The organism is Pseudomonas sp. RIT-PI-S (assembly GCF_025642975.1).
Classification (GTDB): domain Bacteria; phylum Pseudomonadota; class Gammaproteobacteria; order Pseudomonadales; family Pseudomonadaceae; genus Aquipseudomonas.
This window is the reverse complement of record NZ_JANZKJ010000010.1, coordinates 142,848-157,720: the sequence shown is the minus strand read 5'-3', so window position 1 is coordinate 157,720 and position 14,873 is coordinate 142,848. Positions and strand designations below refer to the sequence as shown.

General features: G+C 62.3%; 16 protein-coding genes. 9 read left to right on the top strand and 7 right to left on the bottom strand.

The genetic code is table 11. The features are described from left to right. Window positions 1-31 precede the first annotated feature (31 nt). The 4 genes from OGL93_RS15440 to purE form a co-directional block, all read right to left on the bottom strand. Window positions 32-565 carry a DUF3299 domain-containing protein gene (locus tag OGL93_RS15440; RefSeq protein ID WP_263263682.1) on the bottom strand — a complete coding sequence of 178 codons (534 nt, stop codon included), beginning with the start codon at window positions 563-565 and terminating at the stop codon, window positions 32-34. Window positions 566-620: 55 nt separating this feature from the next. Further along, on the bottom strand, window positions 621-866 hold the full coding sequence (locus tag OGL93_RS15435) for a GlsB/YeaQ/YmgE family stress response membrane protein (protein ID WP_263263681.1): 246 nt from the start codon (window positions 864-866) through the stop codon (window positions 621-623). Between the two features lie 89 nt (window positions 867-955). After that, a complete protein-coding gene (locus tag OGL93_RS15430) occupies window positions 956-2,038 on the bottom strand; it encodes a 5-(carboxyamino)imidazole ribonucleotide synthase (RefSeq protein WP_263263680.1) in 1,083 nt (360 codons plus the stop codon). Window positions 2,039-2,042: 4 nt separating this feature from the next. Further along, window positions 2,043-2,534 carry a 5-(carboxyamino)imidazole ribonucleotide mutase gene (gene purE, locus OGL93_RS15425; protein ID WP_263263679.1) on the bottom strand — a complete coding sequence of 164 codons (492 nt, stop codon included), beginning with the start codon at window positions 2,532-2,534 and terminating at the stop codon, window positions 2,043-2,045. A 308-nt stretch (window positions 2,535-2,842) separates the two neighbouring features. Here purE and OGL93_RS15420 point away from each other — a divergent pair, with 308 nt between their 5' ends. Then, window positions 2,843-3,499: a hypothetical protein gene (locus OGL93_RS15420; protein WP_263263678.1), complete on the top strand. Its 657-nt coding sequence runs from the start codon at window positions 2,843-2,845 to the stop codon at window positions 3,497-3,499. 3 nt (window positions 3,500-3,502) lie between these two features. Here the strand turns inward: OGL93_RS15420 and OGL93_RS15415 are convergent, their stop codons facing one another. Then, window positions 3,503-4,402, bottom strand: coding sequence for a LysR substrate-binding domain-containing protein (locus tag OGL93_RS15415; RefSeq protein WP_263263677.1), 900 nt, complete (start codon window positions 4,400-4,402; stop codon window positions 3,503-3,505). A gap of 175 nt (window positions 4,403-4,577) precedes the next feature. Between OGL93_RS15415 and aspA the strand changes: the two genes are divergently transcribed. Next, on the top strand, window positions 4,578-6,002 hold the full coding sequence (gene aspA / locus OGL93_RS15410; RefSeq protein ID WP_263263676.1) for an aspartate ammonia-lyase: 1,425 nt from the start codon (window positions 4,578-4,580) through the stop codon (window positions 6,000-6,002). Between the two features lie 109 nt (window positions 6,003-6,111). On the opposite strand, the gene OGL93_RS15405 is transcribed toward aspA, so the two are convergent. After that, the gene (locus tag OGL93_RS15405) at window positions 6,112-6,246 is read right to left on the bottom strand and encodes a hypothetical protein (RefSeq protein ID WP_263263675.1); all 135 of its coding nucleotides are present in this window, start codon (window positions 6,244-6,246) and stop codon (window positions 6,112-6,114) included. Between OGL93_RS15405 and OGL93_RS15400 the strand changes: the two genes are divergently transcribed. From OGL93_RS15400 to OGL93_RS15380, 5 genes are all read left to right on the top strand, one after another. Then, the gene (locus tag OGL93_RS15400; protein ID WP_263263674.1) at window positions 6,245-7,660 is read left to right on the top strand and encodes an alanine/glycine:cation symporter family protein; all 1,416 of its coding nucleotides are present in this window, start codon (window positions 6,245-6,247) and stop codon (window positions 7,658-7,660) included. The genes OGL93_RS15405 and OGL93_RS15400 overlap by 2 nt on opposite strands. Before the next feature lie 2 nt (window positions 7,661-7,662). Next, window positions 7,663-8,676: an asparaginase gene (locus tag OGL93_RS15395; protein ID WP_263263673.1), complete on the top strand. Its 1,014-nt coding sequence runs from the start codon at window positions 7,663-7,665 to the stop codon at window positions 8,674-8,676. Window positions 8,677-8,830: 154 nt separating this feature from the next. Beyond that, window positions 8,831-9,823, top strand: a complete 993-nt coding sequence (locus OGL93_RS15390; RefSeq protein ID WP_263263672.1) for an AraC family transcriptional regulator — start codon at window positions 8,831-8,833, stop codon at window positions 9,821-9,823. A gap of 143 nt (window positions 9,824-9,966) precedes the next feature. Then, window positions 9,967-11,013, top strand: a complete 1,047-nt coding sequence (locus OGL93_RS15385) for a histone deacetylase family protein (protein WP_263263671.1) — start codon at window positions 9,967-9,969, stop codon at window positions 11,011-11,013. Further along, a complete protein-coding gene (locus OGL93_RS15380) occupies window positions 11,010-12,110 on the top strand; it encodes a polyamine ABC transporter substrate-binding protein (RefSeq protein WP_263263670.1) in 1,101 nt (366 codons plus the stop codon). Before OGL93_RS15385 ends, OGL93_RS15380 begins: the two co-directional genes overlap by 4 nt. A 32-nt stretch (window positions 12,111-12,142) precedes the next feature. Here OGL93_RS15380 and OGL93_RS15375 read toward each other — a convergent pair whose 3' ends face one another. Next, complete coding sequence (locus OGL93_RS15375; RefSeq protein ID WP_263263669.1) at window positions 12,143-13,681, bottom strand: PLP-dependent aminotransferase family protein; 1,539 nt, start codon at window positions 13,679-13,681, stop codon at window positions 12,143-12,145. 90 nt (window positions 13,682-13,771) lie between these two features. Between OGL93_RS15375 and OGL93_RS15370 the strand changes: the two genes are divergently transcribed. Continuing rightward, window positions 13,772-14,422, top strand: coding sequence for an FMN-binding negative transcriptional regulator (locus OGL93_RS15370; RefSeq protein WP_263263668.1), 651 nt, complete (start codon window positions 13,772-13,774; stop codon window positions 14,420-14,422). Further along, window positions 14,419-14,865, top strand: coding sequence for a GNAT family N-acetyltransferase (locus OGL93_RS15365; protein ID WP_263263667.1), 447 nt, complete (start codon window positions 14,419-14,421; stop codon window positions 14,863-14,865). The genes OGL93_RS15370 and OGL93_RS15365 overlap by 4 nt, the downstream gene beginning before the upstream one ends. Window positions 14,866-14,873: the final 8 nt, after the last annotated feature.

Here is a 14,873-nt window from a genome sequence, read left to right as displayed (position 1 = left end):
GTAGCCAGGCCGGCAAACGCCACTCCCTGATTCAAAGATCCTTGTCTTCCACCACCCTGACCTTGCTCGCGTCCATCGCATAGGCTGCATCGGCGAGGTCGTTGCTCACGTGTTCGACCTTCAGCGTGCCGATGGCCCAGAGCGGCGTATTGATGTCGCTTATCTTCAAGCCCTTGGGGTAGCGGACGAGGATCAACTGATTGGGCGGAGGTGGCGGCACATGGATGCATGCCCCCGGGTAAGGCACCAGGAAGAACAGCGTGCCACGGCCCTTGGCGTCGGTTTCCAGCGGTACCGGGTAGCCGCCGATGCGAATGGTCTTGCCATCCAATGCCGGCACGGTTTTGGTGGAATACATTACCGCCGGCAAGCCCTTGGGATTCTTCAAGCCGCCCTTGGCGGTGAAAGCCCCAGCGGATTCGGGAGTGTTATGGTCGATCTCCGGCATGGCCTCCAGGGCCTTTTGGTCCGACTTGGGCATCAATGCCAGCCAGTCGGTTTCCGGCGGTTCGGCCCAGGCGAGGGCGCAAAAGGACAGCAGGCAAGCAAGCAATACAGCGCGCATCGAGAAGGCTCCGAAAACGAGGGCGCCATTCTAGCCCTCGTTTTCGGTGGGCGGGTCAATCCTTTTTGATCATCCCGTAGATCACCAGCAGAACTACCGCGCCGACCAGCGCACCGAGGAAGCCCGCGCCCTCGCCTGCCTGATAGATGCCCAAGGCCTGGCCGCCGTAAGTAGCCGCCAGAGAGCCGCCGATGCCCAGCAGGATAGTCATGATCCAGCCCATGCTGTCATCGCCGGGTTTCAGAAAGCGTGCCAGCAAGCCGACAATGAAGCCGATTACGATTGTTCCGATGATGCCCATGAAGTACCCCCTATCTATCGCAGGGCCGGCAGCGTGGCTGCCGGCGTCTTGCAATGAGAGGGCCGGTTCCGGCGGAGGTTCCGCTTCGTTCAGTGGCCGATCAGTTGCTGTACCTGGTCGATACCCTGCCGCAAGGACGCCAGGTCGGCGCTGCGCAAGGTAGCATGGCCGACCTTGCGGCCCGGCTTGAAGGCTTTGCCGTAGTGGTGCAGGTGGCACCCGTCGATAGCTACCACTTGTTCCAGGGCCGGAACTTCACCAATGAAGTTCACCATGGCGCTCTCCCCCACCTTGGCCGTAGAGCCCAACGGCAGCCCGGCGATGGCACGTAGATGGTTCTCGAACTGGCTGCACTCGGCGCCTTCGATGGTCCAGTGGCCAGAGTTATGAACACGCGGGGCGATTTCGTTTGCCTTCAGGCCGCCATCCACTTCGAAAAATTCGAAAGCGAGAACGCCCACGTAGTCGAGCTTGTCCAGCACACGACCCAGGTAATCTTCGGCCAACGCCTGCAGCGGGTGGTCGCTGCTGGCCACGGACAGCTTGAGGATGCCCGCCTCGTGGGTGTTATGCGCCAAGGGATAGAAGCGGGTCTGGCCATCGCGCGCGCGTACCGCGACCAGCGACACCTCGCCGGTAAAGGGCACGAAGCCCTCGAGCAGGCAGGGCACGCTGCCCAGCTCGGCGAAAGTGCCGGCAACGTCTTCGGCGCTGCGCAGAACCTTCTGGCCCTTGCCGTCGTAGCCCAGGGTGCGGGTCTTGAGCACCGCGGGTAGGCCTATGCTCGCCACGGCAGTTTCTAGGTCAGCCTGGGACTGGATGTCGGCGAACTCCGGCGTGGGAATTCCCAGCTCGCGGAACAGGCTTTTCTCGAACCAGCGATCCCGTGCGATCCGCAGGGCCTGCGCGCTTGGATACACCGGCACGAAGCTCGACAGGAAGGCAACGGTTTCGGCCGGCACACTCTCGAATTCGAAGGTAACCAGGTCTACCGCATCCGCTAGCTGGCGCAGCTGTTGCTCGTCCGAGTAATCGGCTTGCAAGTGGTCCCCCAGCGCGGCGGCACAGGCGTCTGGCGCAGGGTCGAGAAAGGCGAAATCCATGCCCAGGGGCGTGCCAGCCAAGGCAAGCATGCGGCCAAGCTGGCCACCGCCGATTACACCGATTTTCATGTGCTTACGCCTCGCGAGGGTCCGGGTTGTCCAGCACGGTCGCTGTTTGCTCGGTACGGAAACGCACCAGCGCATCGTGGAACTGGGGGTATTTGCCGCCCAGAATGCTGGCGGCGAGCAGTGCGGCGTTGATGGCACCGGCCTTGCCGATCGCCAGGGTCGCCACCGGCACGCCAGCAGGCATTTGCACGATGGACAACAAGGAATCCACCCCTGAAAGCATCGAGGACTGGACCGGCACGCCCAGCACGGGCAAGTGAGTCTTGGCCGCGCACATGCCCGGTAGATGGGCAGCGCCACCGGCACCCGCGATGATCACTTCCAGGCCCCTGCCCTCGGCTTCTTCCGCATACTGGAACAGCAGGTCCGGCGTGCGGTGGGCGGAAACCACCTTCACCTCGTAGGAGATGCCGAGCTTTTCCAGCATATCGGCGGTGTGGCTGAGGGTGGACCAATCGGACTTGGAGCCCATGATCACGCCAACCAGTGCACTCATCGTCGAGCCTCTTCATTTCGGGCGCCCGCGGCGCGGCAGAAAACAACAAGCCACGCGGCAAAGCAGCGTGGCTTGACTTGGGTTCGCAGGCCGAATCACCCACCGGCCAGAGGCCGCGCAGTATACCTCAACAGCAACCGAAAGGGCGCATTTGCGGCGCCCGGCGGCTGCGCTTGGGCAAAGGCTTTCCTTCGCCGGCCAACGAACTTTCTTTCAGCCGGCCTTGCCTTGGCAGCCTCACGCCGACGCTTGCCGTTCTGCTCCGATAGCGGCGGGCATCGAGGCCCACTACCGGAGGATGGACCCCCATGAAACTTAGCTCGATCACGATGCTGGTTGCCGCCGTCGGCAGCCTGGGCAATTTCGCGCTTGGCAGCTCCACGGCGCTCGCCGCCTTGCCCATTCGCCTGCAGGTGGTGCTCCACAACGACATCCCCTCACCCCTGCGCGGCGACCTGGAAGAGCAATACCTGCGGCCCTGGATAAGGGAAATGGAATCGACATTTGGCCGCGCCGTACAGCTGCACATCCGTCATAACGTCCCTGGGCTATCGGACCTGGACTACAACACACCGGACCGGCGGTACTTGGTCACCACCCTGACCAAGCGTAACGAGGCGTTCTGGGCCGCGAAAGGCGACGGCAAGTGGAATTACCGCGTCGACAAAACGTTGTTGTTAGTGCATCAGTCCGTGATCCCGGATGACCCCTCCCAGAACGAGGTCGTCGGCGAGGCCCGCCATCAAGGCACCGCGGCCTGGGCCTCGCTCAAAACCTATTCCGCGCCAGGCCACGAGCTTGGCCATATGTTCGGTGCCACCCACGAAAACGCCGAAGTGCTGTTCAACGGCTGGTTTTGCGAGACCTATACCTACCCAACCAGGCAGAACGTGCGCTCCAACTGCTACCGCTACAGTGATCGCAACCGCGAGGCGATAAACGCTTACCTCTCGGAAGTCCCCTGAGGCTCACGCCCGCTGGGCTTCGAGCTTGCGCCACAGCAAGCGCACGCTGGCCTTGCGGACCAGCGAGCACCGATACAGGCGAATCTCCAGCGGCACGTGCCAATGGGGCGCACCACACACCACCAGCTCGCCGCGGTTGAGTTCTGCCGTTACGCTCAACCGCGGCACCCACGCCACCCCCAACCCTTGCAGCGCCATGGCCTTGAGGCTATCGGCCATCGCCGTTTCATACACCGTGGTATAGCGCAGCCCGCGCTGGCGCAGCAGCGCATTGACCGAACGCCCCAGGAAGGAGCCGGCGCCGTAAGCAAGCAGGGGCACGCTGGCGCCGCTGTCCAGGTTATAGAGCGCGCTGCCATCGGCGGCTACCGAGCAAATCGGCAGCATTTCGGTGGCACCCAGGTGCAGTGAGGGGAAGATTTCCGGGTCCATCTGCAGCGTGGCCTCGGGGTCATAGAAGGCCAGCATGATGTCGCAGCCCCCTTCCCTGAGCGCATGTATCGCATCGCCGACGTTAGTGGCCACCAGGCGAGTCGCCATCGGCAGGCCTTCATTGCGCAGGCGGGCGATCCATCCGGGGAAGAAGCCGAGCGCCAGCGAATGTGCTGCCGCCACCTGGACCACCTCCCCTGGCCCCCCTTCGAGGTGATGCAAGTGGCGCAATACTTCACCTACCTGATCCACCACATTGCGGGCAGTGACCAGAAACAACTGCCCGGCCTCGGTAAGTTCGATCGGTGTTTTGCTGCGGTTGACCAACGTAAGCCCCAATGCGGCCTCGAGGCTGCGAATGCGTCGGCTGAAGGCTGGCTGGGTGACGAAGCGGCGCTCGGCGGCTTGGGAAAAACTCCGGGTAGCGGCCAGGGCAGTGAGATCTTCCAGCCATTTCGTTTCAAGGTTCATTTTCTAGGCATTCCTTCCTACCGGCATACGCTCGGGAGCGACCATTCGTCACACCCACCGTTATGCCGTTTGTGCATGGGGCAGCGTGCAACAGCATTGGCCCGATTATCCTCTGAAAGCGCAGTATTAGCAGCATTCCGGTGCTTACCGGGTTCACTCAGAGCTGACTGCTATCATGTCCTCCGCTGCATCTCCACGCATCGAAAAAGACCTCCTTGGCACTTTGGAAGTCCCCGGTGACGCTTACTACGGTATCCAGACCCTTCGCGCCGTGAACAACTTCCGGCTGTCTGGCGTACCCCTGTCGCACTACCCCAAGCTCGTCGTCGCGCTGGCCATGGTCAAGCAGGCCGCGGCTGATGCCAACCGCGAGTTGGGCCACCTGAGCGACAGCAAGCATTCGGCGATCAGCGAAGCCTGCGCACGGCTGATCCGTGGTGATTTCCACGACCAGTTCGTGGTGGACATGATTCAAGGCGGCGCTGGCACCTCGACCAACATGAACGCTAACGAGGTGATCGCCAACATCGGCCTGGAGGCCATGGGCAAGCAGAAGGGCGAGTACCAGTATCTGCACCCGAACAACGACGTGAACATGGCGCAGTCCACTAACGACGCCTACCCCACGGCGATCCGCCTGGGCCTGCTGTTAGGTCACGACGCCCTGCTGGCCAGCCTGGACAGCCTGATCCAGGCCTTCGCCGGCAAAGCCAAGGAATTCGCCCATGTGTTGAAAATGGGCCGCACCCAGTTGCAGGACGCGGTGCCCATGACCCTGGGTCAGGAATTCCAGGCCTTCGCCACCACCTTGGGCGAAGACTTGCAGCGCTTGCGCAGCCTGGCGCCCGAGCTGCTGACCGAAGTGAACCTCGGCGGTACCGCCATCGGCACCGGCATCAACGCCGACCCGCGCTACCAGCACCTGGCGGTAGCACGCCTGGCGACCATCAGCGGCCAGCCATTGGTACCGGCCGCCGACCTGATCGAAGCGACCTCGGACATGGGTGCCTTCGTGCTGTTCTCCGGCATGCTCAAGCGCACCGCGGTCAAACTGTCGAAGATCTGCAACGACCTGCGCCTGCTGTCCAGCGGCCCACGCACCGGGATCAACGAGATCAACCTGCCGGCGCGCCAGCCTGGCAGCTCGATCATGCCCGGCAAGGTCAACCCGGTAATTCCGGAAGCCGTGAACATGGTCGCCTTCGAGATCATGGGCAATGACCTGGCGCTGACCATCGCGGCCGAAGGCGGCCAACTACAGCTCAACGTGATGGAGCCGCTGATCGCCTACAAGATTTTCGACTCCATCCGCACCTTGCAGCGTGCCATGGACATGCTCCGCGAGCATTGCGTAGTAGGCATCACCGCCAACGAACAACGTTGCCGCGAGCTGGTGGAGCATTCCATTGGCCTGGTTACTGCCCTGAACCCTTACATCGGTTACGAGAACGCCACTCGCATCGCCCGCACCGCACTGCAAACCGGCCGTGGTGTACTCGAGCTGGTACGTGAAGAAGCGCTGCTCGATGAAGCCATGCTCGCGGACATCCTGCGCCCGGAAAACATGATCGCGCCACGGCTGGTACCGCTCAAAGCCTGACCCCCCATATCACCAGGCTGAGGGACTAGACACCTCTCACCTTTTACGAGCCCCGAATGGGGCTCTTTTTTTTGCCCAATACCTGGCATTCAGCTAGCCGCTGAAGGAATTACGGAATCTTCCGCTTCGCTTTTGCACCAAGGTTGTGCAGACGCTCGCGCCATTCGCGGGTATAGTGCGCCCCTTTTTTGCCGACGCGGCCCGGACGCTGCCCGGCAGCACTACCAATACGAGGAAACAACATGCTTGGAGTCCTTAACGACTTCCTCTCCGGCAAAGTGCTGATCGTTCTGATAGTCGGGCTAGGTGGCTATTTCACGCTGCGCTCGCGCTTTGTTCAGCTGCGCCATTTTCCCCATATGTTCAGCGTGTTCGCCAACAGCCTGCGCAGCAGCTCCAGCCAATTGAGCTCCTTCCAGGCGCTGATGCTCAGCCTGGCCGGCCGTGTAGGCGCAGGGAACATCGCCGGGGTTGGCGTGGCGGTGACCCTCGGTGGCCCCGGGGCGGTGTTCTGGATGTGGGTTACGGCGCTGGTGGGCATGGCCAGCAGTTTCTTCGAATGTTCCCTGGCGCAGCTTTATAAGCGTTGCGATGAAGAAGGTCAGTACCGTGGCGGGCCGTCTTTCTATATCCAGCACGGGCTGGGCAAGCGCTGGCTTGGCATGGTCATGGCGGCACTGTTGCTGATCACCTTCGGCTTCGCCTTCAATGGCCTGCAGTCTCATGCAGTGACCACCTCGCTCAACGATGCTTTCGGTTTCGACGTGATGTACTCGGGGCTGGCGCTGGCCGTGCTAATGGGCCTGGTATTTGTCGGCGGGATCAAGCGTATCGCCAAGGTGGCGGACCTGCTGGTGCCGGTGAAGACCCTGGCGTATATCGCCGTCACCGTTTATGTGATCGTGCTGCAGTTCGAGCACGTTCCGCTCATGCTCGCCACCATCGTCAAAAGTGCGCTGGGCATCGACCAAGTGTTCGGCGGGCTGGTGGGCAGCGCCATCGTGCTGGGCGTCAAGCGCGGCGTATTCGCCAACGAAGCGGGCCTGGGCAGCGCGCCTAACGTTGCCGCCGTGGCCGAAGTGCGCCATCCGGTCGCCCAGGGCGTGGTGCAGGCATTCAGCGTGTTCCTCGACACCTTCGTGATCTGCACCTGCACGGCGCTGCTGATCCTGCTCTCCGGCGTGTACGGCACCAACTTCAATGGCAACGGCATCGTGCTCGCGCAGGACTCTCTCGCTGCGGTAGTGGGCCCATGGGGCAAAGTGTTCATCAGCGTGGCGTTGGCGCTCTTCGTGTTCACCTCGATGCTCTACAACTATTACCTGGGTGAAAACAACCTGCGCTTTTTGGGCGGTGGCAAGAAGCTGGTCTTCGTTTACCGGGTGATAGTTCTGGCCTTGGTAGTCTGGGGCGCGATCGAGAACCTTGAAACCGTGTTCGCCTTTGCCGACCTCACCATGACCTTGCTAGCCCTGGTGAACCTCACCGCGCTGTTCTTGCTGTTCAAGGTTGGCCTGCGCCTGCTGCACGATTACGATGCGCAACGGGCCGCGGGCGTGAAGACGCCCGTATTCGACGCCCGCCAGTATGCGGACCTGGACCTCGACCCGAGCGCCTGGCCCGTCAGCCCAGCGCCGCACAACCCCGACAGGACCTGACCATGACCGCCGCCCCGCCTGCCCGTCACATCCGCGTTCTCTATACCGGCGGTACCATCGGCATGCAGGCTACGGCGGCCGGGCTTGCCCCTGCCGGCGGCTTCGAGCAGCGGATGCAGGCTCAACTGAAAGCGTCCGGGCTGCGGACGGCAGCCTGGTCGTTCGAGGAAATGCAGCCGCTGATCGACAGCGCGAACATGTCGCCTGCCTATTGGCAGCAACTGCGTAACGCGATCGGCCGCGCCGTGGACGTCGATAGCTGCGACGCCGTGCTGGTGCTGCACGGCACTGATACCCTGGCCTATAGCGCCGCCGCCCTAAGCTTCCAGTTGATTGGCTTGCCGGCGCCGGTGGTATTCACCGGCTCCATGCTGCCGGCGGGCGTCGAGCACAGCGACGCCTGGGAGAACCTTGAAGGTGCCTTGAGTACGCTAAGCGCGGGCCTGGCTCCGGGCGTATGGCTGCACTTTCATGGGCAGCTGATGCTGCCCACCCGCTGCGCCAAGGTCCGCAGCAGTGGGCGCAACGCGTTCGCGCCCTTGCAGCGGGATAAGGCGCAGGCCTCGGCGGTCACTCTGCCGCCGCAGTTGCATTACCAGCAACCCAAGGCGCTGGCACGGGTAGCCGCGTTGCCCTTGGTGCCTGGCTTCGATCCAGCGTGGTTGACCGTGCTGGTGGCGAGCGGCGTACAGGGCCTGGTGCTCGAATGCTACGGCAGCGGCACCGGCCCCAGCGACGACCCGGCATTCCTCGAAGCCTTGCGTCAGGCTCGCAGCCAAGGCGTGGTCGTGGTTGCCGTCACCCAGTGCCAACAAGGTGGCGTGGAGCTGGACGTGTACGAGGCCGGAAGCCGCCTGCGCAGTGCTGGGGTGGTCGCCGGCGGCGGCATGACGCGCGAGGCCGCCTTGGGCAAACTCCATGGGTTGCTGGGAATCGGCCTAGCCGCCGAAGACATAGCTCGCCTGTTGGCCGTTGACCTTTGCGGTGAACTCACCGGGCGCCCCTGGCCCTTGTAAAAGGGGGCGAACCCCGCGGAACGGGGCGCAACTGTTTGTTCTAGCGGGCCCGGTTCCTGGGCATTGCCTGGGCCCGCAGCCCCCGGCTTGATATGACATCCACTGCCTCCGGCCTAAAGCTTGCAATCACCCCGGCAAGCCTGGAGGCCTTCGCATGTTGCACACCCACCTCACCACCCTCAATGCCGTTTCGCTGATCCTTGATACCTTCCGCGCTGAAGGCATAGGCGCCACCGCCGTGCTCAGGGGTAGTGGCATCGAAGAGGCTGACCTGGCGCGGCCGGACCTGCACATCACCACCGCACAGGAGATGCAGGTGTGCGCCAACGCCTTCGCCTGGCGCGAGAGCATCGGGCTGGAGCTAGGGCAGCGCATGCATGTGTCGTCCTACGGCATGCTCGGTTACGCCCTGCTGCTCAGTGCCACTTTCGGTGACGCGCTAACCTTTGCCCTGCGCTATCCGGCGTTACTGGGCACCCTCTTCCACCTGCGCCTGGAGCAGGACGGCGACCAGGTATGGCTGTGCGCTTCCGACTACACCGACCGGCCCGCACTGGCGGTTTTCAATGCCGAGCTATGCATGACCTCGTTACGGGTCATCTGTAATGACTTGCTCGGCCAGCCATTGCCTCTAACCGGGGCGCGCTTTACCCACGCGGCGCCTTCCTATGCGGCAGACTACCAGCAGGCGTTCGGGTGCCCGATCCGCTTTGGCGAAGCTGATAACGCCTTTGCGTTCGACCGCGGCTGGCTCGCCAGGGCGCTGCCGTTGGCCGACACGGTCACGCACAGTGCCATGGCTGAGCGCTGCCGCAGGCAGAACGCTGAATTCACCGGAAGCCAAGCGTGGCTGGGGCGTATTCGCCTGGCGCTGCGCCAACAATTGCACGCGCCGCCCGGCCTGGAGGGCCTGGCGCGGCAGATGAAATGCTCAGGCCGCACCTTGCGCCGACGGCTGCACAGCCTGGGCAGCAGCTACCAGGAGTTGTTGGATGAGCTTCGCTTCGAGCAGGCCAAGCACCTGCTGGTGGAAGCACGGCTGCCGGTATATCGCATCGCGGAATTGCTAGGTTTCAGCGAAACCGCAAGCTTTCGACATGCCTTTGTTCGCTGGAGTGGCGTTGCACCGCGGCAATTTCGCGCCTAACGGGTGCGCAGGGCTCCATTCAGGGGCGAAATCCGGACACACCCCTTGGCCGGATTTATCCCCTTTTGGCCGCTCCTGCCGTTCCCGCCGACCGCGCTGCGCTCAAAAATGGGAGCGCCAACAAGCCTGCGGAGAACAACAACATGCGTACGTTTTATTCAGACGACCACCATCTGCACCATGGCCGCTGTGAGCTGATCGACGGCAAGCTCATGCCCTGCTTCGAAATGCCCTCCCGTGCCGACCATGTGTTGGCCAGGGTCAAGGCGCGCGAGCTGGGCGAGGTGCTCGCGCCGCAGAATTTTGGCCTGGCGCCCCTGCAACGGGTGCACAGCGAAGCCTATTTGAGTTTCTTCCGGGGCGCATGGGAGCGCTGGGCGGCCATGGGCTCTGACGGCGACCTGCTGCCCTATACCTGGCCAGCGCGCACGCTTCGCCAGGTCAAGCCCACCAGCTTGCATGGCGAACTGGGCTATTACAGCTTCGATGGAGGCGCGCCGATCACCGCTGGCACTTGGCAAGCCGCCTATAGCGCAGCGCAGGTTGCCCTGAGCGGAGTGGATGATATCCAGCGCGGCGCTCACGGTGCGTTCTCCCTATGCCGGCCGCCAGGGCATCATGCCGCCGCCGAGCTCATGGGCGGCTATTGCTATCTCAACAACGCGGCCATCGCCGCGCAGGCCTTCCTCGACCAAGGCCGGGCGCGGGTGGCCATCCTTGACGTGGACTATCACCACGGGAACGGCACTCAGTCGATCTTCTATGACCGCAGCGATGTGTTGTTTGCCTCTATCCACGGCGATCCCGCCGAGGAGTTTCCGTTCTTCCTGGGCTATGCCGATGAAACCGGCGAAGGCGCGGGTGCCGGGCTGAACTTCAACTATCCACTGCCGGCTGGTAGCGACTGGCAGGCATGGGCCCGGGCGCTGGAACTGGCCTGCGGTGAGATCGATCGTTACCAAGCCGATGTGCTGGTGGTTTCACTGGGTGTGGACACCTTCAAGGAGGACCCGATCTCGCAGTTCAAGCTCGACAGCCCGGATTACCTGGTAATGGGTGAACGTATAGCCAGGCTCGGCAAGCCCACCCTCTTCGTGATGGAAGGCGGCTATGCCGTGGAAGAAATTGGCATCAACGCGGTTAACGTGCTCGAAGGTTTCCAACGCGCGCTCGAGGAAGCTCACCCATGAAAACCATCAAACGGCTGCTGTTACCCGCCTTCTGCGCCCTTGGCCTGGCGACTCTCGCTCAGGCCGATGAGCAGCGCACCCTGAAGGTCTACAACTGGTTCGACTACATCACGCCAGAGGCACTGGAGACCTTCAAAAAAGAGACCTCACTCAAGCTGGTGTACGACATCTTCGACACCAACGAAGCGCTGGAAGCGAAATTGCTGGCCGGGAAGTCTGGCTACGACCTGGTAGTGCCGTCCAACGTATTCCTGGCCAAGCAGATTGAGGCCCATGTATTCCAGCCGCTCGACCGCTCGAAGCTCAGCAATTGGCAACACCTGGACCCCAAGTTGATGAAGCTGCTGGAAGCTAACGATCCGGGCAATAAATATGCAGTGCCTTACATGTACGGCACCATCCTGATCGGCTTCAACCCGGCCAAGGTCAAGGCGGTGCTGGGCGATAACGCCCCGGTTGATAGCTGGGACCTAGTCTTCAACGAAGCGAACATGAAAAAGCTCCATGCGTGCGGGGTGGCCTTCCTCGATTCACCTTCGGAAATCATGCCGCTGGCGCTGCAACATCTGGGGCTGGACCCAAACAGCAGCAAGCCAGCCGACTACAAGAAGGCCGAGGACTTGATGGTCAAGATCAAGCCATACATCACCTACTTCCACTCCTCGAAGTACATGGCTGACATCGCCAATGGCGATATTTGCGTGGCCGTGGGCTATTCGGGCAGCTTCTCCCAAGCCGAGAACCGGGCCAAGGAAGCCAAGAACGGGGTGACGGTGGATATGCGCTTGCCCAAGGAAGGTGCGCCCATCTGGTTCGACATGCTGGCGATCCCGGCAGACGCCGCCAACCCAGATGATGCCCACGCCTTTATCAACTACTTGCTCCGCCCCGAAGTGATCGCACCGATCAGCGACTTCGTGGGTTACCCCAACCCCAACAAAGACGCCACCGACAAGGTTGACCCGGCTATCCGGACTAACCCCAACCTCTATCCCACCGAGCAGGCCATGACCACGCTTTACACGCTCAAGCCCCTGGATCAGGCAGGAGAGCGCATGCGCACGCGAACCTGGACGAGGATCAAATCAGGTAGTTGAGCTGCGCCTGGGCCCACTTGAGCGCATGCCACTCAGCACCAAGCGTCGCACAACCGCGCAACGGCATCGACGATGGCGGTTTCGTTAACGCCGGCAAACCCGAGCACCAGCCCAGCGCGATTATCCACAGGCGTTGCGCTGGTCTCGAGCCAGTAACTGGTCAACGGCTGGATATCCACAGCCACCTGCTGCGCAAGGCGGACCAGCTCGGCTTCCCGGCCAGCAGTGGCCACATCGACCTTCACATGAAGGCCCGCGCTGACCACCGGCATGTGCGCACACCCTTCGACGTGCTGCGGCCAAGCGCCCAGCAGGGCGTCACGGCGGCTCAGCGCTGCCTTGCGCATGCGCCTGATATGCCGCTGGAAATGACCGCGGGCCATGAACTGCGCCATCACCCACTGGCTGGCGACCTCCGAATGGCGCATGTCTACGGCCCGGCGGCGGGCAAACGCGCTGGCCAAAGCCTTGGGCAATACGAGGTAACCCAGGCGTAAGGCAGGGAACGCCACTTTGCCGAAGGTGCCCACGTAAAGCACCCGCCCAGCAGAGTCCAGCGCTGCGAGTGGTGCCAGCGGCGCGCCGCTGTAGCGGTATTCCCCGTCGTAATCGTCTTCGATGATCCAGGCCCCGCTGCGCTGCGCCCACTCCAGCAACTGCAGCCGCCGCGCCAGGCTCATCGTCACCCCGGTCGGATACTGGTGCGCAGGTGTGACATACACCACACGGCAGTCTTCTCCGTGGGGCAGCTCATTGCAGCGCAAGCCATCCTGATCCACGCCAATGCCCACCAAACGCGCCCCAGCACTGGCCAACGCATGACCCGCTGCGCGGTAGCCCGGATTCTCCACTGCTGCGAGGTCACCAGGCTGCAATAGCAACTGTGCACAAAGGCTTATCCCCTGTTGTGCACCGCAGGTGATCACTATCTGATCAGCGTCGCAGGGCAACCCGCGTGAGATACGCAGATAGGCAGCGACCATTTCGCGTAGCGATGGATCGCCAGCAGGGTCTTGGTAACCGAGCGCCGCGAGGTTCGGTGAACGCCAGAAAGCACTATAAAGCTTGCTCCAGACGTCGAAAGGGAACAGGTCGAAAGCCGGCAAGCCGACTTGAAACGCCCGCGGCGCACCGGCCGTTGGCCGCGTCATGCCGTGCGCTAATGCACGGGCCAACGCAGGCGTTGGGTGGCTGACACTGGATGGATTTACAGAAGATCCTGTGGATAAGGCTGTGGGTAAACCCCCCTCAAAAGCTGTGGATAAGCCTGTGGATGGTGATCTGCGAAGTTGGGGCTTCGCTGGCTCTATTCTGGAGAAAGCGATATAGGTCCCATCGCCTACCCGAGCCTCGGCAAACCCTTCTGCCAATAACTGCTCATAGGCGCGCATTACCGAGTTACGCGAAATGCTCAGGGTGTGGGCAAGGTCCCGGCTCGCCGGCAGGCGCACTCCGGCCCCGAGCCTGCCATCGAGAATACGCTCGCGCAGTTGCTGGTAGAGCTGGCGCACCAGCCCTCTGCCGCTGACAAAGTGCAATCCCGCAGGATCGAACGGCAAGGACGCAGGCATTAATTGGCCCCCTAAATATTGACAAAAATGGACCTTACAGTAGGCCAATGGCCGCCGTAGGATAGCGGCATTCCTACCGAGGCACACGCCATGTATCCACCTTCTGCCTTCCGCGAACCAAACGCTGAACTGAACCTTGAGTTCATCGAAGCCTGTGGTTTGGCCTTGTTGATCACCCACGACAGCAATGGCCTTCAGGCCAATCCCGTGCCGATGCTGCTGAGCCGCAACGGTAGCCGGGCCACGCTGCAGGGCCACTTGGCCAAGGCCAATCCGCAGTGGCACGCCCTAGCGGCGGGAGCTCCCGCACTGGTGGTGTTCAACGGGCCAGACGCCTACGTAAGCCCCGGCTATTATCCGAGCAAGGCCCAGAACCCAGCGGTGGTACCCACCTGGAATTACGTTTCGGTGCAGGCCCGAGGCACTCCGGAAGTCTTTCACGACCGTGACCGCCTGCTTGCGTTGGTTACCGCGCTCACCCAGCGCCACGAAGCGCCGCGGGCATGCCCTTGGGCGGTCAGCGATGCGCCAGCGGCATATCTAGAAGGCATGCTCAAGGCCATCGTCGGTTTTTCCATTCCTATCGACCACCTCGAAGGCAAGCGCAAACTCAGCCAGAACCGCACGCCAGTGGATCAGCAAGGCGTTATCGCGGCGCTCGCCGCTAACTCTCGCCCCGCGGACCAAGAACTGGCCCGCGCAATGGCGTTCCCCCTTCCCAAACCCAAGGAGCAGCTATGAGCAACATCGAGATCAAGCCGGTTCAGCCCAACGACCACGCCAACTGGCATCCGCTGTGGAAGGCCTATCAGCGGTTCTATAAGGTCGACATTCCGGAAGCAGTGAGCGAAGTCACCTGGCAACGGATAATGGATGCCAACGAGCCAATCAATGCCGCCCTGGCCTGGGCCGATGGGCAGCCGGTAGGCATGGTTCATTGGATCTTTCACCGTTCGTGCTGGACGGTAGAGAACTCCTGCTACCTTCAGGATCTAATCGTCGATGAGAATCATCGCGGCTCCGGTATCGGCCGCCAATTGATCGAGCATGTCTATGCCCAGGCCAAGGGCGCCGGTTGCGCTAAGGTCCACTGGCTGACCCATGAAACCAACGCCACCGCCATCGCGTTATATGAGCGGATCGCGGAGCGGCCAGGCTTCACTCAATTCCGCAAAGCTCTCTAGGAGCCATC